The 19,384-nt window shown below is 42.2% G+C and carries 18 protein-coding genes and 1 pseudogene; 10 read left to right on the top strand and 9 right to left on the bottom strand.

The genetic code is table 11. The annotated features are described in order from the left end of the window. The 3 genes from rsxG to nth are packed head-to-tail and all read left to right on the top strand — an operon-like array spanning position 1 to position 2,028. Positions 1–654 carry an electron transport complex subunit RsxG gene (gene rsxG / locus GTH32_RS07810; protein ID WP_163084679.1) on the top strand — a complete coding sequence of 218 codons (654 nt, stop codon included), beginning with the start codon at positions 1–3 and terminating at the stop codon, positions 652–654. Beyond that, positions 654–1,349, top strand: a complete 696-nt coding sequence (locus tag GTH32_RS07805; protein WP_163084678.1) for an electron transport complex subunit E — start codon at positions 654–656, stop codon at positions 1,347–1,349. Before rsxG ends, GTH32_RS07805 begins: the two co-directional genes overlap by 1 nt. A gap of 46 nt (positions 1,350–1,395) precedes the next feature. After that, positions 1,396–2,028, top strand: a complete 633-nt coding sequence (gene nth, locus GTH32_RS07800; protein WP_163084677.1) for an endonuclease III — start codon at positions 1,396–1,398, stop codon at positions 2,026–2,028. Between the two features lie 306 nt (positions 2,029–2,334). Here nth and GTH32_RS07795 read toward each other — a convergent pair whose 3' ends face one another. Then, the gene (locus GTH32_RS07795) at positions 2,335–3,912 is read right to left on the bottom strand and encodes a serine hydrolase (protein ID WP_163084676.1); all 1,578 of its coding nucleotides are present in this window, start codon (positions 3,910–3,912) and stop codon (positions 2,335–2,337) included. A gap of 322 nt (positions 3,913–4,234) precedes the next feature. Between GTH32_RS07795 and GTH32_RS07790 the strand changes: the two are divergent. Both GTH32_RS07790 and GTH32_RS07785 read left to right on the top strand, forming a co-directional pair. Then, positions 4,235–4,453, top strand: a pseudogene (locus GTH32_RS07790) (endonuclease III); the annotation flags it as partial. Positions 4,454–4,495: 42 nt separating this feature from the next. Beyond that, a complete protein-coding gene (locus GTH32_RS07785) occupies positions 4,496–4,990 on the top strand; it encodes a GNAT family N-acetyltransferase (RefSeq protein WP_203565412.1) in 495 nt (164 codons plus the stop codon). A gap of 89 nt (positions 4,991–5,079) precedes the next feature. On the opposite strand, the gene GTH32_RS07780 is transcribed toward GTH32_RS07785, so the two are convergent. From GTH32_RS07780 to GTH32_RS07770, 3 genes are all read right to left on the bottom strand, one after another. Then, positions 5,080–5,736, bottom strand: coding sequence for a hypothetical protein (locus tag GTH32_RS07780; protein WP_163084675.1), 657 nt, complete (start codon positions 5,734–5,736; stop codon positions 5,080–5,082). A gap of 1 nt (position 5,737) precedes the next feature. Continuing rightward, complete coding sequence (locus GTH32_RS07775) at positions 5,738–6,244, bottom strand: RNA polymerase sigma factor (protein WP_163084674.1); 507 nt, start codon at positions 6,242–6,244, stop codon at positions 5,738–5,740. Positions 6,245–6,560: 316 nt separating this feature from the next. Continuing rightward, positions 6,561–8,894 (bottom strand): CocE/NonD family hydrolase, encoded by a 2,334-nt coding sequence (locus tag GTH32_RS07770; RefSeq protein WP_163084673.1) that lies wholly within the window; start codon positions 8,892–8,894, stop codon positions 6,561–6,563. 84 nt (positions 8,895–8,978) lie between these two features. Between GTH32_RS07770 and GTH32_RS07765 the strand changes: the two genes are divergently transcribed. After that, positions 8,979–11,075 (top strand): winged helix-turn-helix domain-containing protein, encoded by a 2,097-nt coding sequence (locus GTH32_RS07765; protein ID WP_163084672.1) that lies wholly within the window; start codon positions 8,979–8,981, stop codon positions 11,073–11,075. 27 nt (positions 11,076–11,102) lie between these two features. Here the strand turns inward: GTH32_RS07765 and GTH32_RS07760 are convergent, their stop codons facing one another. Next, positions 11,103–12,701 (bottom strand): GGDEF domain-containing protein, encoded by a 1,599-nt coding sequence (locus GTH32_RS07760; protein ID WP_343033402.1) that lies wholly within the window; start codon positions 12,699–12,701, stop codon positions 11,103–11,105. A gap of 666 nt (positions 12,702–13,367) precedes the next feature. Next, a complete protein-coding gene (cspE, locus tag GTH32_RS07755; RefSeq protein ID WP_163084671.1) occupies positions 13,368–13,580 on the bottom strand; it encodes a transcription antiterminator/RNA stability regulator CspE in 213 nt (70 codons plus the stop codon). A gap of 496 nt (positions 13,581–14,076) precedes the next feature. Between cspE and gloA the strand changes: the two genes are divergently transcribed. After that, entirely contained in the window at positions 14,077–14,460 is a 384-nt protein-coding gene (gloA, locus tag GTH32_RS07750) for a lactoylglutathione lyase (protein ID WP_163084670.1), read from the top strand. A 15-nt stretch (positions 14,461–14,475) separates the two neighbouring features. Next, entirely contained in the window at positions 14,476–15,486 is a 1,011-nt protein-coding gene (glpQ, locus tag GTH32_RS07745) for a glycerophosphodiester phosphodiesterase (protein WP_163084669.1), read from the top strand. 86 nt (positions 15,487–15,572) lie between these two features. On the opposite strand, the gene GTH32_RS07740 is transcribed toward glpQ, so the two are convergent. Further along, a complete protein-coding gene (locus GTH32_RS07740; protein ID WP_163084764.1) occupies positions 15,573–16,406 on the bottom strand; it encodes a flagellar protein MotY in 834 nt (277 codons plus the stop codon). 272 nt (positions 16,407–16,678) lie between these two features. Here GTH32_RS07740 and rnt point away from each other — a divergent pair, with 272 nt between their 5' ends. Next, on the top strand, positions 16,679–17,314 hold the full coding sequence (gene rnt, locus GTH32_RS07735; protein ID WP_163084668.1) for a ribonuclease T: 636 nt from the start codon (positions 16,679–16,681) through the stop codon (positions 17,312–17,314). Positions 17,315–17,550: 236 nt separating this feature from the next. Here the strand turns inward: rnt and GTH32_RS07730 are convergent, their stop codons facing one another. Next, complete coding sequence (locus GTH32_RS07730; RefSeq protein ID WP_163084667.1) at positions 17,551–18,156, bottom strand: peroxiredoxin; 606 nt, start codon at positions 18,154–18,156, stop codon at positions 17,551–17,553. 342 nt (positions 18,157–18,498) lie between these two features. On the opposite strand from GTH32_RS07730, the gene GTH32_RS07725 reads away from it, so the two are divergent. Beyond that, positions 18,499–18,693, top strand: a complete 195-nt coding sequence (locus GTH32_RS07725) for a bacterioferritin-associated ferredoxin (RefSeq protein WP_163084666.1) — start codon at positions 18,499–18,501, stop codon at positions 18,691–18,693. Between the two features lie 138 nt (positions 18,694–18,831). On the opposite strand, the gene GTH32_RS19715 is transcribed toward GTH32_RS07725, so the two are convergent. Then, complete coding sequence (locus tag GTH32_RS19715) at positions 18,832–19,341, bottom strand: porin family protein (protein WP_343033401.1); 510 nt, start codon at positions 19,339–19,341, stop codon at positions 18,832–18,834. Positions 19,342–19,384: the final 43 nt, after the last annotated feature.

Here is a 19,384-nt window from a genome sequence, read left to right as displayed (position 1 = left end):
ATGAACCAAACTCTTACAAAAAACGGTTTTATGTTGGGCGCGTTTGCAGTAGTTACTACTGCTCTTATTGCCGTAACGTTTTACGCCACGGCCCCTCGCATAGAGCAACAGCAAAAACAAAAGCTACTTAGCGTACTAAACGAAGTCGTGCCTAGCAGATTGCACGATAACACTTTATATGCCGACTGTGCTGAAGTAGTTTCTCCTTTGCTAGGAAATCTAGAGCCACACCTTATTTACCGCGCTAGAACCGGTGATAAGCCTCAGGCGTTAGTTGTAGAAGCGACAGCGCCTAATGGCTACAGCGGCAATATTCACATGGTTATTGGTGTGGACACCAGCATGCAAGTGCTAGGGGTACGGGTTATCGAACACCAAGAGACGCCGGGCCTCGGCGATAAGATAGAATTAGCAATAAGTGATTGGATTACGCAGTTTTCCGGTAAAGTTTTTGATGAAGAGTCGCTAAGTTCTTGGCAAGTAAAGAAAGATGGTGGCGAATTTGATCAGTTTACCGGCGCAACCATCACCCCTCGGGCAGTAGTGAGTGCCGTAAAAAATGCGCTGCTATTTGTTGAAAACGAGCAAACCTCACTCTATTCAGCTCCCAACGTATGCCAGCAAGGCGAAGTGTCCCAACACGGTGAAAGTTAATGAATGAATTTAAAGACTTAAGCTTACAAGGTATTTGGAAAAACAACCCAGCGCTTGTGCAGTTGCTAGGGTTATGTCCATTGCTTGCAGTAACCGCTACATTCATTAACGGATTAGGTCTTGGCATTGCCACCACCTTAGTACTCGTGGGCAGCAATATCACCGTATCGCTGGTTCGAAATGTAGTGCGTAACGAAATACGTATACCAGTGTTTGTCATGATTATCGCTGCGTTTGTTACGATTATTCAATTATTGATGAATGCATACACCTATGAGCTTTATCTTGCCCTAGGTATCTTTATTCCACTGATCGTTACAAACTGCGCCATTATTGGCCGAGCGGAAGCTTATGCCTCAAAAAACGGGCCAGTGCCTGCTGCTTTTGATGGTTTAATGATGGGGCTCGGCTTCACGCTTGTACTGGTTATACTAGGGGGAATGCGTGAAATATTAGGTGCTGGTACCTTGTTTAGCGGCGCCGACCGCTTATTTGGCCCGATAGCAGATCAATGGGGTATTCAGTTATTTACAACTGACTCACCCTTTTTGCTCGCCATTCTTCCCCCTGGCGCATTTTTAGGCATGGGGTTACTGATTGCCATTAAAAATATGATTGATGCGCGTATCGCCGCAAAAAGTAGCGCCGTTACACCAAAAGCCACCCGCGCTCGGGTTACAGCTGAAAGTACCTAAATAATAAAGCACAAAAAATAGTAGTCAGGTAGGAATTTAGATCTAAATGAACAACGTTAAACGCCGGGAAATATTGACTCGCCTACGAGATGCTAACCCGCACCCCACCACAGAGCTTAACTTCTCTACGCCCTTTGAGTTGTTAGTCGCCGTTACCTTATCGGCCCAATCAACCGACGTGGGTGTTAATAAAGCAACTGACAAACTTTTTCCGGTGGCCAATACACCACAAGCCATCGCCGACTTAGGCGTAGAAGGCCTTACTCAATATATAAAAACTATTGGCCTTTATAATTCCAAAGCCAAAAATGTGCATCGACTGAGTGAGATTTTAGTTGAAAAGCACAACGGTGAAGTACCAGAAAGCCGCGAAGCACTCGAAGCATTACCCGGAGTAGGTAGAAAAACAGCCAATGTTGTTTTAAATACTGCCTTCGGCTGGCCTACTATTGCCGTAGACACGCATATTTACCGCGTCAGCAACCGTACCAAATTTGCTATGGGTAAAACCGTCGAAAAGGTAGAGGAAAAGCTTTTAAAAGTGGTGCCCAAAGAATTTAAAGTAGATGTACATCATTGGCTGATTTTGCACGGCCGCTATACCTGTATCGCGCGCAAACCACGCTGTGGTTCTTGTATTATCGAAGATTTGTGTGAGTTTAAAGATAAAACTGAGTAATTCAATATTCGCAAAGATATGCGACTAAATAAGACCTACCGGATTATTGGGGTATTACCGATAACTGGATCATAGTATCGTGCCTGCATATACATTCAACGACACTACGAGCCATAATAGCTGCTCGATAAAAAATAATAAATACAAAACCTTAGCAGTATAGCTAGGCGAGTAAACTTTGCATGAATTGTACTCAAAAAAGCCTCTCGAATGCGAGGCTGTGAATTAAAACAACGTTTTCAAAAGAGTGACTGCCCTACTTATTTTTGTTAGCGATAGGAGGAAGTAGCAAGTAATTTATCCTTGTTAGTTAACTTTTTTCCCTGGCAAATCTTGATTATTTAAATTTAATGTCAGCCCTTTTACCTTACCTCTGTCATCTTTCTCAAAGGTAATCGATGCATTAACCTGCTTTAACACAAATTGGCTATCTGTCACTGCGAAAATAGGCACGGTAGCCTCGCCTGTTGCAGTGATAAACAGCGCATGACTCTTGCGGCTAACATGTATTGAGAAATCAGCTAACTCATAAACACCAACATACTCATTAAGGGTTTCTTCATTCAATATGACGTTAGAAAATAACTGATTGTTAAGGCTAAATATTGCGTGGGCTTGCTTGCTCCTATCATGTTTGACCAGCAATTCTGCAAAATGGTGTAACTCGCCTGACTCAAAATGCATGTTTTGCTTAATGCTAAGTGCCTTAGCCACCTCTAACGGGTTCTCATACCCCTGTAGCTCAAGTTGATGTTTAAGCAGCTTCATCTTTTTCGATAAGCCAAAGTCCTCTAGATAAAACTGAGCAATTTCATCCATCAGGTTTTCTGGTTTTGTGCCTGCAAGATTAGTTAGAATCACAATCGACAGAGCATCTTCGGGATAAATTACTAGGGCTGACTGCCCACCTCCAGCGGTGACCATTTTCTTGTTTAATGGTCTATTTACCCTATACCATCCCAATGCATAAGGGTGCATATTAGGATTCTCTTTTGTCCAAAGATCGCTATTGAGCGCAGCTTCTTGCCATAACGTTTGTAAACTCGTTTTGTTTTCGAAAAACAAACCTTTTTTCAAGGCAATACTCCAAGCAGCTAGCTCATTGGCAGTAGAACTCATCCCTGCTCCTGCACGAATCATTGCTGGAAAATAAGTTAATACATTAGTCAAACTGCCCTGCTGGTTGTATCTATAATCTATTGCTTGATGCTGATTAACATTCTCAAAATGAGCAAAACCTGCGGCTTGTGTTCTAATCATGCCTACTTTTTTTAGCTGAAACCCTTCAATCAAAGTAGAATAACTATTGCCACTCACCCTTTGGATAATTTGTCCTGCTAGCAGATAATTAGTTTGGTTGTAATGAAATGCCTCTCCCGGTTCAAACAAGACTTCTCTTTGTTTTACCGCCTGCCATGATGGTTCTTCACCGGCGCTATCAATGAGGTAAAAGCCCTCATTCATAACGTCTGGCAAACCAGAACTATGCGTTAATATTTGATTAACAGTGATTTTTTTCCACGACGTGGGTAAACCTTCAATATACGTTGAAATAGAAGCATGTAAATCAACCTTACCCTGTTCAACCAGTTGCATTACAGCCACGCAAGTGAACGCTTTCGTCATCGATGCAATGTTAAAGACAGTATCCTTGTCTACTTTGACACCATCTTGAATATTAGCGATACCATAACTCGCGGATTTTACCACTTTATTGTGTTGGATAACGGCAAGTTGCAAGCCAGGAATATCATGTTCTCTCATCTTGGCCAGCAGAAAGTCATCAACATTATCCGCAGACGCAATACCATTAACTACGCAACAACTAATGAAAATTACTACAAATTTAACGGTAAACTTAGGTGGGAGGAGACTTCTCAACACAAATTTTCCTTTGGTTTCTTTTTAACTGCTGCTAGAAACGAGTTAGTTTGCTAGAGATTAAACTAGCAGGTCGCTGATTAGCGCTTCCAAGCGCTACCTTTTATATATTGTGAAGCCCACTTTTTTCTATGAGGACGGAAAAGATAAGGTAAATAAATCACAACTACAACTAGGGTTATGATAATTAGTGCTTCGTTACCAGATACACGCTACTGAATTAACACATTTCTATAAGAAATACACAAGGAGATGAGCGTTCAGCAAAAATACCACAATTTTGAATATTCAGGGTAGTTGATGTTTGGCGGTCGAAACAAGCCGAACCAACGCCATAGACACCCACATTTATCGGGTAAACAACTGTACAAAGTTAGCAATGGGTAAAACCGTAGAAAAAGTAGAAGAAAAGCTACTGAAAATACTACCTAAAGTGTTTAAAGTAGACGTATTCCCTTGGCTTATTCTAAATAGCCGCTATACGTGTATTGCGCGCAAACCACGCTCTAGTTCGTGCATTATTCACCATTTGTGTGATGTCTAAGAATAAGGCCACCTCAGAAATTTAAGCAACAAGGTTCGTTAAATGATAATAAGAGATGCTGTTTTAGATGATTCCTCACGCATTGCCGAAATATACAATTTTTATGTTGTTAATACATGCACTACGTTTGAAGAGGGCTATGTTTCAGATGAAGATATGTCTATTCGGCTAAAAAAAGTAGTAGAGGCTAATTTGCCTTGGATTGTGGCAGTGATAGACGAGACGATTATTGGGTATGCGTATGCTACGAAATGGAAGGAACGAAGCGCTTATCGCTTTTCTGTAGAGTCAACAATTTACCTTTCTAATGAGTTTCAAGGAAAAGGCTTAGGTACAGTGTTATACACGTCGCTGCTTAATAAGCTGAAAACTCTCGGAATAAACAGTGTCATTGGTGGCGTAACCTTGCCAAATCCAGCGAGTGTTGGCTTGCATGAAAAACTAGGTATGGAAAAAGTTGCGCATTTTTCTAAGGTAGGCTTTAAATTTAATCAGTGGTTAGATGTTGGGTACTGGCAACTGAGCCTCAACGCCTAATCTCATGTGGTAAAAAATAAACCCAGCCTTAAGCTGTCTGCGTACTGCATTGGCGTTAAGGCTAGAAGAGTAGAACCACAGCGTGGCGGTTAGCGGTGGGTAGATTCAATATTATTAATAAATTGAGCCATATTGACTAAACGCTCTCCCACAATAACTCTAATGGTGTTTTTAACCCATGAAATCTCAATATTGTCGTAGTGTAATTTAGTTAGCAGCGTGGTGGTTACAACCAAAAGCAGTAGTGATAATAAAGAATAAATCCAAATCATGTGTTGCTCTAAATGTGGAAACAAGTCAATTCCCACCAGTACATCGAACCCTATAAATACATACGCCAGATAAAAAGGTACTGACATCAGTAACAGCTTAGTCAGTTGTAGTTTATGTGAACAGACTCGGTAAATATCTTTTTGCAGCTGGCTAACCGGCTTGGCGTAATCAATTTTTGAAATTAGCACGATTTGACCAATGTTTCCCGCCAGCCCAACAATAGCAAAAATAGTTAAAACAACGGCCGATATGGTGGGCGCTGAAAGACTAAAGTCAGTAGCGATATACTGCCCCAAAAGAACAATAATAGCGAAGAACGCGACACCCTCAATAATTCGCGCCCACTTCATATTATTGAGCGCTTTCATTTGTTTATTTACTTTCATATCGGTCAGCATTGTTTGGTTAATCGTAATGGCTGCTGTATCGCTATTTTGCTGCTGCCACGTTTCTTTGAAGTTATCTAAATTCATATTAAACATCCTGTGATTCAAACTGTTTTTTTAATGTCTCTTTAATTCGGCTAATGCGTGTAGCGACATTGGTTTTACTCATTCCCAAACTATGTGCGATGCTGTCATACGGCTCACTTTCCAAATAAAGCAGCATGATGGCTTTATTTAACGTATCCAGTTGCCCTATGAATCGATATAGCAACATCACCTCCTCGCCTCGCTCTTCTTGTTGTGAGAAGTCAGCAATGTGAACAAGACATTCTTCATCTTCACTTGCTCTGCCTACTCGCTTACTGTCTTTGCGGTAGTAAGAAATGGCGACATTTAATGCAATGCGGTACATCCAGGTAGAAAATTTGTGTTCGTTGTCGTAGTTATCATAAGCAAGCCACATGGTTGTAAGTATTTCTTGCGCAAGGTCTTGCCGCTCATCTCGATTTTGGCAATATGAATTCACAATTTTAAATACAATGCCCTTATGTTGCTCCATAGCTTCAGCAAAAAGCGTTTTCTTAGGTTTGTTCATTCACGCTCGCCACTCCATCCGTTACCATAATCCAATCACATACTCGTATTTATGAATATGTGGGCTCGCCCCCCTCTTTATACACTTCTCCACTACGACTTTTTTAGCCGCCAGATCCCCCTTATCAAACCTTGTTATCTCATTATTCGCAGCGGCCAAGAAATAATCACAACTTTTTTCATCATGTTAAAAACAAGCAAAACACGGGGGAGCAAAATTTGAACGTGTCGCGTCTAGCAATACCCGCTAAACCTCAAATTACACCAATGAAGCGATAAACATTTATTTCATCCAACAGCCATGGGTGAAGTACGATTTATTCGCTCTTCACCCATGGCTTAAGGGGAAGATTGATTTGTGACGATAAATACCATTTCAGTGTTAATGGTTCACCCGCTTGTGAAATATCCTCGTGATTGACTGATTTCCCCGTCCCTAAGTTTACCTGAGCGTCCATATTCTTATTCACATTTAAAACCAAAACGAGTTGACTGCCTTTTTCGATAAGCTTTGACGTAAAACGTGCATTCACAATTGGAACGCGCCGCTTTTTGTGGGGAGTAAGCAACCTTCTGCTGCCCATATCGTCGGCATAACTCGCTCTACTGCGATAATTATTGAGGTGAAATACTTCGCCATTTCTGGTCACTTCATAATAATTAAAACCAATATCAACATCGTGTTTATTAACCTCAATATCGAAATAGCCTGTGATAGCCCCGGTTAATTCCATATCTTGTTCGAACACGTCGGTTTCTATTTGTATCCCACCTTGCTTGTCGATGCGGCTGCCAATAACCTGTCTAGGCGCCAGGTTTCGTTGCTCGCTTCTGTCAGCTAAATCAATAACCTGTTCGATGTATTGCTGCGAGCGTAATGGCACAACGCGGCCTAGCGAATATGTTTGCATCTTATTCGGCGTGTTTTTTTGTATGTAAAAGCTTACCGTGTGTTGATTCAACTCACGCAGCGAGTCGGCAAACCGCCATTCATTCGCCCCCATAACTTGATAATTCACCTTACTTTGCACTAACGTTGGTTTTTTTGCTCCCTTCAAGAGGTGATCAAACCACGCAAAAACCACTTCTTCCGTGTCTTTTTCAAGTGCCACAGGGTCAAGCTTATAATTCCCATGATGCGAGCGGGGTTTATTTTGTGCCGACCAATGGTTATATGGGCCAATTAATAACGCGTGGTTGGCCTGGTCATTGTATTTATAGTGTTCATTTAAATAGTTAAGGGCTGAAATTTGCCCCCCTTCAAAGTACCCAGTAATGGTTAATACCGGGATGTCTACCGCTTTGTATTCCTCCTGATGGGGAACCATACGCTGATAAAAGGCATCATCTTCTGGGTGTGCTAACCATTTTTGTAACCAAGGGCTAGGCCTGTTTGCTATGTCATCAATATCTACCATGGGCCGACCACTGGTGTATAACTCAGAGATAACCGCGTTTGTGCGCTGCCAATCGTTATAAACGCTATTGTCTAACGTCTTATTATTGGTTGCATATAGCGGCCATTGAAAATTTCCGGTTAAGGCAATGTTATTTTCATAAGGTAAGCCAGTGATCAAATTTGCCGCCACATAAGGTGCCATTGCTTTCAGCCCTTTTGGCATATGCTTAGCCGTCGCCCATTGCGTAAAACCATTGTAGCTGCCGCCATACATAACCACATTCTTATTGCTCCACTGCTGCTTGGTTATCCAATGAATAAGCGCGGCCGCATCTTCTCCTTCGTGCTCCCAAGGAACAATAGCATTACTGCTTGAACGCTTGCCCCGTGAATTGGCTACCATACCAATGTATCCATGTGCAGCGGCGTGCATGGCCGTTTTTATATGCGCCTTTTCGTCAGCATAAATAGTGAATTGCAACGCTGTGGTATTAGGCATTTTTTGGCCTCGGCGCCTGACAATAGTGGCCGACAATTCGATGTCATTTTCAAGGGTTATCAACACGTCAGGTTGAATAATAAATCGCCTATCTTGCTCTTGCTTAATCACTTTATTGGCAACGGGGATCACCCTATTCAGCACATGATACAAATGGGTATTCACCGCAATATTCATCATGTCACTTTGTGACAATAAACGCTTACCCTGAAGCTGCTTGTATACGTTCACCACATAGCTTTCAGCATTGGGCACTGACCACCCAAGGGCCAACGACATCTGCACAAACTCCTCGTCACTGAGACGTTCAAATTGATGTGTTATTAACCCCTGCAACCCCTGCGTATCGTCAGCGAAGGCTGGCTGTGTTCGTGTTTTGTTTTTTAGTGCCAAACGGGTTTGATGAAATAACTGATAGTGAATAAATTCGACACCAAGGTTAGATTGGGTAACCGTTTCATTGATGTGATCTAATTCATCCCTTAAAGACAGCAAGGCTATTCTGTTGAACAGGCTTTGCTTCACAATATCACCCTGGGTTAGAGATCGTGCAAATGCACGTAAATCTCTTTTCAGTTCTTCTGATGACAGTATTTTTTCAATGTTATCTGCCTGACTTAAATCGGTAGATGCGATAATGTCAGACATTGTGTACGTGTTTTCAGGGTGTGTATCAGCGTAAGTATTTTGCGAAAAGTTTAGTGATATACTGATCAAAAAGATCATCGCTCTCATGAGACTTATTTTTTTCATTCGTGTGCTATCTCTATAAAGTGTAATTGTGGTTTCACTGTATAAAGTGGGTAAGGTGAAGTCCTGACTATGAAATGAATAGTTATGACTTTTTGTGACTTCTTTGATTTAAAAGAACTTTTTTGGCAACAATGGAATAGTATGCGCTGGAAAATAAAAGGTTTTGAGTTTTGTGAACATCAACAAACCTTAACCAAAGAACATGGTGCGGTTCGACTAGAGCCAATGACAAGCGAACTTTTAGCTTACTTTTGTCGCCATCAAAACCTTGTTGTCAGTAAAGAACAATTATTGGAAGAGGTTTGGCGGGGTCGGTTTGTTAGTGATAATACCGTTAGCAAACTCGTAACTAAACTTAGAAAAGCGCTCAAAGATGATGCGCGTAATCCAGCGTTTATTGTCACCGTGCCCAAAAGAGGCTATCGATTTGTTGCAGGCGCGAGCCAAATCACTGCAGCTCACACCGGCGACACTCAGCAAACGCCCCATTTACCTAAACAATCAAAAGCCCAGCGTTACCTCTTTATATTTCTGCTTTGCGCTATATGCATTCTGGCTTGGTTTTCTTTTTTGAAACCGTCTGTAGCACCCGCCGTTCTATCAGCGAAAGCCATAACATCGAATAAAGGCAGTGAGTATTTTCCAAGCTTTGCTGCCGATGGCGTCCGCCTCACCTACATGAACCATGATGGTGAAAAGTTTCGGCTTTATGTGAAAAACACCCTGTCTGGCGAACAAGTAGAAATTGAGCATGAACAAGAAAAAGGCGTTGGGCCAGCCAGTTGGAACGACACGGGTACTCAATTGGTTTATTTAGTGGGTAACCCGGAAAGCTGCCAATATTTCATTCGCGAGTTTAATGGTATGTCGATGTCTGCCCCAAAGCTTATCTATACCTGTAACCCAGGCAGTTATGGCAGAATAAAATTCACCCACAACGACAATTTACTTATTTTTGCTGAGTCTCAGGCACAAGGCATGCCCTACTCTCTATATTCGCTCTCCCTTGACGACTATACAACGCAATGGCTCCCTCAGCCTGATATTCACCTAGCCGGCAATAATCAATTTGATATCCACCCGACAGAAAACAAACTGCTTATTTCTTCACCTGACAAACAACAATGGGAAGGCTTCTATCAGCTCGATTTAGAAACACAGCAATTAAGCCTGTTATTTAAACTTAACGCCTATATTTGTTGCGGAATTTGGTCTCATGATGGTCAACATGTTGTGTTGATGGGAGAGCACCCTTCCCGAGACATTGTTCAATATACCCTTGATGGCAGAGAGAAAACCGTTCTATTTACTGGCCCCCTTCAATTACATAGACCTGAGCGCCACAGTAACGGGGTGGACTATGTGTTCACCGCTTTTACGTATAACGTCAACGTAGATGAGTACAATTTGGCAGACAAACAATCAGTGTCGATGCTAAACGATAGTGTTGATGAAAGGCTCGCCGTATTGTCGCCTGACGCTAACCACGCTGCCTATGTAAATTTAAGCTCTGGCAACGAAGAGTTATGGTTATTTAACCGTAATACGCAAAAGCGAAGCAAAATTACACACTTTGAAGATGGCAGACACTATTTAGATTTAGCGTGGTCACCGGATCAAATGAAAATAGCGGCGCTGACCTTAAACGCCATACATGTGATAGATGTGAAATCGGGGGAAGCCAAACCGTTACCGTTGCCGCAAAAAGAATATAGAGGGGTGTCTTTTAAGTCTCCTAAGGTTATTGCCTTTAGTGTGAAACTGGATGGTACATGGCAAGTAGTTGAGTACCATTTGGAAGATAACTCAATGGTGCGCTTACCCCCTAAATGGAAAAGTATTCAGTACCACGCAGTCGCAGACAATTGGTTATGGGTAGACCAGGACGACAAATGGTACAGCGGAGGTAACGCTACTCCCTTTACAATGCCTAAAGAAAACGTCCCCGCCTTCTACGGTAGGCAATTTAACGTGAGAAAAAGTGGTCAACATATTGCCTTTTATGATAGGCAACAGAACCAAATTCAATTTTATAAAAACCAATCGGAAAAGCCCTTTGTCACAATACAGAGCCAAGAGGGGCATTTTTCGTTGAACGGAAACATTGTACTAACCAGTCAAAAGTCTTCTTCCGCTAACAGTAGCGACCTGTATCAAACCTATCGCGTACCAACCCAGTAATAATACTGTGTGAGCAACATGAACCTGTTAAGCCATTTTCTTATTTTTTGATTTGTATTGGTACATACGTTTATCTGCCAAAGAGATGCAGTCGTTCGCTGTGCTACGCTCTACACTGGTTGCAGTGCCGAAGCTAACCCCTGCGCCTGGCCATTCTTTGTTTAAGACTATGGATGTTGCCTGCATACGTGCATGTGCGAACTTCGTTACATCTTCTGTTTCTTCGGCTGAGGAGACATTTAGAATACCGATAAACTCATCCCCTCCCGAACGAAATACATCGCCACTTCGCGCAAATGACTGCCGCATTAATCTTGCTGTTTCAACAATAAGCCTATCGCCTTCTTGGTGCCCGGCCAAATCGTTTACGGTTTTAAGGCCATCTAAGTCAACATACACAACGACATAATAGCCCTTTAACTGGGTCACGCATTCAGAAAGTGCGAAACGGTTTCCCAATTGAGTCAGCTCGTCAGTGCGAGACATATGAAAATTACGATTAAACTCTATTTGTTGGAGCTTAAACCACTCGGCTAGGCACAATAAGATACAGATACAATCTACCGATAGGGCAAAAACAACAGTCAATTCTGAGTAAGGAAGATCACCAAAATTCCGGCTGTGAGCAGCGGTGAAATAGACCAGTGCAAGACTATAAAGTAAATTTCCGGTGAGAAAGTATTTTGCACGAAAGTCTCGTAACTTAAGCATTTTAATGCCAATAGTGAGAGTTAGCACCACCCACATAACAGCCAGCAGATGGGAAAGGAAAAAAGCCGTAGAAAAGGGCAATAGCCACATAACTAGTCCCACTCCTAAGCTTGCTATGCTAAATGTACGCAGAATTCGAAACAGCTTTTTATGGTTTACTTTACAATCAAAAAGATCTGACACGAATTCACTGGCACACGCTATCGCGAATGGAAAAAGCATCACTCCCCAATAGGTACTGTTGATAGATATATTGAACATATCGTCGATGAGCCCGGATGCTGCCCCCCAACCTATACCATGCAGCCCAAGATAGCCTGCACACGTAAGCGCTACTTTTTGCTTCGTACTTACAAATACCAGTAGTGCAAGCAAGGCGAGCAAAGTCATTATTGTAATAGCGGCAATGGTTAGCCCGTTATTATAAATCTGGAACTCGTGAAATGCGGCAGCATCGTATATGGAAAGAGAAACCGGTGTAGGAAAGTGTTTAGCTGCAATAAGCACCCATAACACTATAGGTTTGTTGAATTGCGCTTGAATCTCTACACCTTGAAAATGCAATAAATGGGGCGTGGTATCGTCAGCTAGTTGAGAGAATACTTCAAACGTGGGTGTTTGTTGTTGTGGCTGAGTATAGGAAACCACCCCAACATCGATAAAATTAGCATTAATAACCACGAAGTAACGCCCACTACGTGTTGGTAGTAACACTAGCTTAGTTAAATAGGCCCCTGACATTGCCCCTAACGAGGAGGAAGCCGGAAGCGTTTCATAGTCTTGCCGTAGGCGCTTAAATGCTGCGGCATTATCGATACCGCTAAGGTCAATATCTGGGTGAACCTGTCGCCACAAATGGGTGTCTTGAACAATTTGTTTACCGACACTCAGGCGCAGATCATCTTCAGCAAGCACAGTAAAACATGTAACTAAACTAAAAAAGCATAGGGCCCATGATATTCTAAGATACGAAAGCAAACGCTAATTCCTTTTACCTACCAAGGTAACTGCCCATAAATTAACTGGGCTATTCATTCCGCTGAAAATGCGACCAAGCGAAATATATACATATCTTAGTGAAATAACAATATTCGGCTATACGCCATTAGGATAGGCAGCCAAAATATTGCCTTTGGTATTTTTACACCCAAATTTTTCTATACGGTATTTTGGCAATGTTTCGTTTGCTGCTACTTCGCTAAATTATCGCGTTACAGCACTTAGGAATTACGAATATATACTTTCCACAGTGGTATTAAGCAACCAATGTAAAAATACTTTCGTATCTTTATTATTTCGAAACTGAATTGATTTTTGACATTCTGTATCGGTAAATACAACGTTAAACTTATTTACTGAGATTGTCGAAATGGGGGGAAGTGTACGGAGCAAAGCGCCGTTAATAGAATGAGACATATAATTTTTCTTTTATAATAATGTTGCTATTTTTTTATTCGTTTTAAAATTCCTTTCAAAATTCTGTTCTTATCAAACCAAAAATAAATAAAAATACTAGTATTGCAGATATTAAAAAGGCTAAGTAAAAACTTAGCCTTTTGTCGTTGTATTTTAAAGTTCTATTTAAAGAACAACAACGTTTGCAGCTTGAAGGCCTTTTTGACCTTGTTCTACACTGAAGCTAACCGCTTGGCCTTCAGCTAGAGTTTTAAAACCGTCAGACGCAATTGAACGGAAATGTACGAATACATCTTTACCGCCACCGTCTTGAGTAAGAAAACCAAAACCTTTATCTTCGTTAAACCACTTAACTGTACCGTTAACTGTATTAGACATAATTGTAACCTTTTGTAATTAAAGTAAATTGGTGAATATCACCAGAAAAGCAATAGATTGGACTTAGCTAGTAACGCAAATGTATATCTATTAAAACTTCAATTACAGATAGAAGGAATTAAGAGGGTACAACGCAGTAGTAGAAAAAGCTTTGAATATCTAAAGCCCGTGTAGAATACACATATTGGCGAACCATGTCCAACCTATTTTCACTATTATTTTATAATTAGGCAGCAACGAGGTAACAAAATCATAAAAAACACAGCTAAGAGAAACGAGCACGCCATGGCATACCTTGTGTTATCCAAACTCTCTATCCGCATGTCTTTGTGCTATGCATCATGCGTTTTTAGCGTTTAGTTTGAACTTGAGTAATCTGACCACTATTGTAACTTAGCACGGCCCGATTGAAGGGCGCGCTTGTCGGTGAACCCGGCGAATAAATGTTACGCCTAGCGCCATGTCTACTTGTCTTTAATTTTATAAGGAGCTACCAATGAGAATGCTACATACCATGCTTCGTGTTGAAAACCTCGACGCCTCTTTACACTTTTACACCGAGCTTATGGGCATGAAATTGTTACGCCGCAGCGATAACGAGGCGTATGAATATACGCTTGCTTTTGTTGGCTATGGTGAAGAAGCAGACAGCACGGTATTAGAGTTAACCTATAATTGGGGCGAGAATAAATATGACAAAGGGAATGCGTATGGGCACATTGCCATTGAAGTTGACGATATTTACCATTTTTGTGACAACTTAGAAAAGCACGGTGCAGACGTTTACCGTAAGCCAGGGCCTGTAAAAGGCGGGACCACTGTCATAGCCTTTGTGCGTGATCCTGATGGTTATGCTATTGAGTTAATTCAAGCAAAATAACGCCAAGGAACGACCATGAGAAAACGCACTATTTATTCGCTACTCGCCTCTTCGCTACTCTTTAGTTCATATAACCTCGCCAATGATTTCGATATCATTGCCCATCGAGGCGCATCTGGCTATTTACCTGAACACACATTAGAAGCCGCGACCTTGGCCTTCGCGCAGCAACCCGATTTTATAGAACAGGATGTGGTTGCCACCAAGGACGGCGTTCCTATCGTATTGCACGATATCCACTTAGACACCGTGACCAATGTAGAAACGGTTTATCCTAAGCGCGCCAGAAGCGACGGGCGGTACTATGCAGTGGATTTTACGTTGTCAGAGCTACGCCGGTTGCGCGTACATGAACGCACGGATCGCAAGGGTGAGCAAGTATTCACGTCACGCTACCAGGGCCAACACGCTAATTTTACTGTAGCTACCTTTGCCGAGCACCTAGAGCTTATCACCGAGTTAAACCGTCAATTCAGTACCAATATTGGCGTCTACCCTGAAATAAAGTCACCAGCATGGCATCAAGCGCAAGGCATCGATATCAGTGCGCTCGTACTATCGACTTTAAAACGTTTTAATTTTGCTGGTTCTAATGCTAATAGCTATGTTCAAAGTTTCGATTTTGATGAATTAAAACGGCTTCGAAATGAACTAGGTTATAAGGGGAAACTGGTGTTATTAATTGGCGAAAATAGCTGGCAAGAGTCTGCCACAGATTTTAATTACATACGAAGCGAAGCGGGTATGAGGGAGGCAGCGAAATACGTGGATGGCATTGGCCCTTGGTTGGGCCACATAATCGATACTAACGCGTTAAAGCAAGGCACAGTGAAAGCACAACCCTGGCTTGCTTTTGCCCACGAGCAGCAATTGTTACTACATCCCTATACATTTCGTAAAGATGCGCTATTGCCGGGCATAAGTGAGGAAGAATTACTCACAATTTTAATAAACACCGTTAAGGCCGACGGTGTGTTTACCGACCATATACCGCCGGTAAAAAATAGGCTCAATACTAACCGGTAATTCATTTTTTAAAACCAGAGGCTTCATTGAAAAGGCTTACCCTATAGGTAAGCCGTATCTGTTCAAAAGGTTACTCTTTGAAGCGGCTACCCTTTCGAAAGCCTTACTATCACGCGGCGGTTCTGGGCGCGAGACTCCCGAGTATCATTTAAAGCAATGTGACGTTTTTCGCCATGACCGGTAATTTGAATTCTATCTTCGGGAACGCCAAGGGTACTTAGGTAGGTTTTCACTTCATTTGCACGGCGTATAGACAACTGCTCGTTGTTCCATCTGCCGCCATAACTGTCTGTGTATCCGTCTAACAAAATTAGCTCTAAGTCAGCATCCTCTTTTAAGTATTCACCAATCATAGTTAATCTTTTTTGCGAATACTTAGACAATTCAGTGGAATTCTTTTGATAAGATAAAACAGTATACGCGATGTCGTCGAAGTTATAGGGAAGTAAATTAGAAACACAGCTTACAAACTCGCGATAAACGTTGGCAAAATTACTTGCATTAAGCGCTACGCTTACGTCATCGTATTTATTATACCAATCTTTATAATAAATGGTTGGCCAGAACCCTTTTTCTAATTCAGACAACATGGTCCATGCAGCATCTTGCGGCAGGTCGCCATTATACTGTTTTCGAATGGTCATATCTGCGATAGTTTTAGGCGCTACCCCAGGCATCCATTTTGGTGGCACTGAATACACGGCAGCCATGCCAACGTTATTTGGCAATAAATGCATATCTAACTCAAATTCCATATTCAGCTGCTTTGACGCTTTACTTGTAAACAGTGCCTCTCCGTAGCCAGGTAAATCGTGATTTAGGGTACATTCTAAACGCGAAGCATTTTCAACTTCCCATGTGGATGTTTCTACCGTGGCGGCATACTGACGCATCGCTGCACCTGCAGACGCTGTGAACATGATACTAAGAAGAAAACATAATTTACGTTGCACAACTCTATCTCACTTAACCAAATACATACTTTTATCAAAGCACTTGTATTGTCTATATCGTCTTCAGTTTCGAAAAGTTTAGCCTGATATACCATCAATGTTTAAAAAGAACCGCTGTGAATACCAATCAAAACTGGATACCCTTGGTTTTCCTTGCGATAATCCAGCCTTGCATTGATATGCGCTGGGATTGTCTTAGTGTATGTTTCCTCACACCCGTTCAGCTATAAAGAGTCAATATGTCAGAGTCTTCTCATTCTTTATCTCACCGCTTTAGAGGTTATTTCCCCGTAGTTATCGACGTTGAAACTGCTGGGTTTAATGCCCAGAGCGATGCGCTATTGGAAATTGCCGCCGTGACAGTAAAGATGGATGACGAGGGTATTCTTCATCCCGACCAAACCTTTCATTATCATATAGAACCGTTCGAAGGCGCCAATTTAGAACCCGCTGCGCTAGAATTTAACGGCATAGATCCTAACTGCGCATTGCGTGGCGCGATTGAAGAAAGTGAGGCAATGAAAGCATTATGCAAAGGGATACGAAAAGCACAAAAAGAAGCCGATTGCCAACGCTCTGTTATCGTTGCTCACAACGCCACATTTGACCAAAGCTTTGTTAACGCTGCTATAGCACGTTGCAATATAAAACGTACACCCTTCCACCCTTTCGTATCGTTTGATACCACCAGCCTAGCGGGGCTTTCTTTGGGGCAAACTGTACTAGTGAAAGCCTGCCGCGCGGCAGGGGTTGAATTTGATCAAAAAGAAGCCCACAGCGCGCTTTATGATGCACAAAAAACCACTGAGTTATTTTGTTATATGATAAACCGCTATAAGGCTTTAGGCGGCTGGCCGCTTTCCGAGCAAGTATAGAGAAAACGCCCTGCAGAAGGCATTGGGATAGCTACTGCACTTTTATCTGTGGTAACGGTGATAAAATGACAAAAATAATTAATGACGCTGATTTGGAAGGATGCTACCGCAACGAGAATACAGAAGTATATTGGGGCCTTCACTAACATACGACGAGGGCGTTCTTTCGAACCCCCTCGTGAGCGCCATGTATAAGCCTTGGTTTGCCTTACGGCACTTTTTAGCGTTTGAAACTATTACAGCTTATCCGCTTCTTCTGAAAGGTATTTGGCTACCCCTTCTGGCGATGCGTCCATGCCTGCTTGACCTTGCGTCCACCCTGCTGGGCAAACCTCACCGTGCTCTTCGTGGAAAGACAAAGCATCAACCATTCGAAGCATTTCATCTATATTTCTACCTAGCGGTAAGTCATTTACTACTTGATGGCGCACCATACCTTCTTCGTCAATCAAGAATGAACCACGAAAGGCAACCCCCGCATCTGGGTGCTCAACGTCATAGGCCTGACAAATTTCGTGTTTAACATCGGCGACCAGTGGGTATCTTACCGGACCGATACCGCCCTCGTTTACAGGGGTGTTACGCCAAGCAAAGTGAGAAAACTGAGAATCGATGGATACGCCTATAACTTCGACACCACGTTTGTTAAATTCTTCTAATCGCTTATCAAACGCAATTAGCTCCGAGGGGCATACGAAGGTAAAGTCTAATGGATAAAAGAACACCACCGCCTTCTTTCCTTTTATAGCTTCGCTTAAGGTGAAGCTGTCAACAATTTCACCATTACCCAATACAGCAGCGGCAGTAAAATCTGGTGCCGGACGACCTACAAGTACGCTCATTATTAATTCCTTTAGTTTTATTTTTGCAAATAGGGGCCCGCAACCGCGTGCGGGCTTTTAGCTACCTAACTAAACAAACGCGTGTTTACGAAGGCGTATAAGTACCTAGTAAGTAAATTGGTGCGCGCTTATCAAATAACAAGCGGCTTATAGAACAATCCTCACTCATCGTACCAATGGTTTCGCAAAACAGAAGCGCTGGGCATTTTTTATAACGGGTTTATTGCACGTTGATATAGTTCATTTTTAGGCCGCCCGAGCGATAAAAATTAACCAAACGCCCTTGCATTGATACGAAATAGCAATTATTATCATTTACAGACTTATTTGGAGTATGAATTCATGTTTGTATGTATGTGCTACGGAGTGACCGACAAAAGCATACGCGCTGCGGTACAAGAAGATGGCGTAGGCAATATGCGTGAGTTACGTCAGCAGTTAGAGCTAGGCTCTCAATGCGGTAAATGCATCCAAATGGCGCAACAGATTATTGACCAAACTATTATTGACGACTCCATGTTCAAGAATGTAGGGTAAATCTAGCACTGCTATTTTTACCTCGTAATAGAGTGGAATTCCAGAATCCCCCCCCTATAGTTTATACCCCGTTATCCCCTCTTCGCCGTTCATACACACAAAATAGCAAATTTAGTGTCTTTTAGTCTTAGCAACAATCTAGTTGAAACGGTATTGCATACCTAAATAATAGAAAGCACCATTAATACCGCCCGGAGACGTAGGCGGGTATAACGAACCTACTTCATAACGATAAGGGTTCACATCAGGCGTGCTATCAAACAAATTTTGTGCACCTAAGGTGTAAAGCAGTGTAGGTGAATAGTGCCAGGCTATCTGCGCATCCATTGTAAGCGTATCACTTCCCATAATATCCATGCCGGCCGATGCATCTAAGTGGTCTTCATAAAACTCGCCATAGTAATTTAGCCGCCAGGTTAAGTTAAACGCTTCATTTTGCTGTTCAAGCGTAATACTTCCCCGGTGAGCGGGCAAATTATCTTCTAACATGCGTATTCGCTGCGGCGTAAGATTTGGCTGCATCACCATTTCACCGCCAACCAAGGTGGGGTATAAACTAACCCGCTCTACTTTCGTGTCAGTCCAGTTGTAAGCAAACAGCAAAGTATTCTGCCAGTCTAGCGCATCAAATCCATAATTCACTACCACATCAATACCTTGAGTATGGGTATCAAAGTCGTTCGTAAAGTAT

It is taken from the genome of Alteromonas profundi, assembly GCF_010500865.1.
Taxonomy (GTDB): domain Bacteria; phylum Pseudomonadota; class Gammaproteobacteria; order Enterobacterales; family Alteromonadaceae; genus Alteromonas; species Alteromonas profundi.
Note: the sequence above shows the minus strand (reverse complement) of the source record. Positions and strands in the feature narration are given on the sequence as shown.

Coding starts and splice junctions, on each gene's coding strand:
- rsxG (WP_163084679.1), top strand. CDS start 1: ATGAACCAAACTCTTACAAAAAACGGTTTTATGTTGGGCGCGTTTGCA.
- GTH32_RS07805 (WP_163084678.1), top strand. CDS start 654: ATGAATGAATTTAAAGACTTAAGCTTACAAGGTATTTGGAAAAACAAC.
- nth (WP_163084677.1), top strand. CDS start 1,396: ATGAACAACGTTAAACGCCGGGAAATATTGACTCGCCTACGAGATGCT.
- GTH32_RS07785 (WP_203565412.1), top strand. CDS start 4,496: ATGATAATAAGAGATGCTGTTTTAGATGATTCCTCACGCATTGCCGAA.
- GTH32_RS07780 (WP_163084675.1), bottom strand. CDS start 5,736: ATGAATTTAGATAACTTCAAAGAAACGTGGCAGCAGCAAAATAGCGAT.
- GTH32_RS07775 (WP_163084674.1), bottom strand. CDS start 6,244: ATGAACAAACCTAAGAAAACGCTTTTTGCTGAAGCTATGGAGCAACAT.
- GTH32_RS07770 (WP_163084673.1), bottom strand. CDS start 8,894: ATGAAAAAAATAAGTCTCATGAGAGCGATGATCTTTTTGATCAGTATA.
- GTH32_RS07765 (WP_163084672.1), top strand. CDS start 8,979: ATGACTTTTTGTGACTTCTTTGATTTAAAAGAACTTTTTTGGCAACAA.
- cspE (WP_163084671.1), bottom strand. CDS start 13,580: ATGTCTAATACAGTTAACGGTACAGTTAAGTGGTTTAACGAAGATAAA.
- gloA (WP_163084670.1), top strand. CDS start 14,077: ATGAGAATGCTACATACCATGCTTCGTGTTGAAAACCTCGACGCCTCT.
- glpQ (WP_163084669.1), top strand. CDS start 14,476: ATGAGAAAACGCACTATTTATTCGCTACTCGCCTCTTCGCTACTCTTT.
- GTH32_RS07740 (WP_163084764.1), bottom strand. CDS start 16,406: ATGTTCACAGCGTCTGCAGGTGCAGCGATGCGTCAGTATGCCGCCACG.
- rnt (WP_163084668.1), top strand. CDS start 16,679: ATGTCAGAGTCTTCTCATTCTTTATCTCACCGCTTTAGAGGTTATTTC.
- GTH32_RS07730 (WP_163084667.1), bottom strand. CDS start 18,156: ATGAGCGTACTTGTAGGTCGTCCGGCACCAGATTTTACTGCCGCTGCT.
- GTH32_RS07725 (WP_163084666.1), top strand. CDS start 18,499: ATGTTTGTATGTATGTGCTACGGAGTGACCGACAAAAGCATACGCGCT.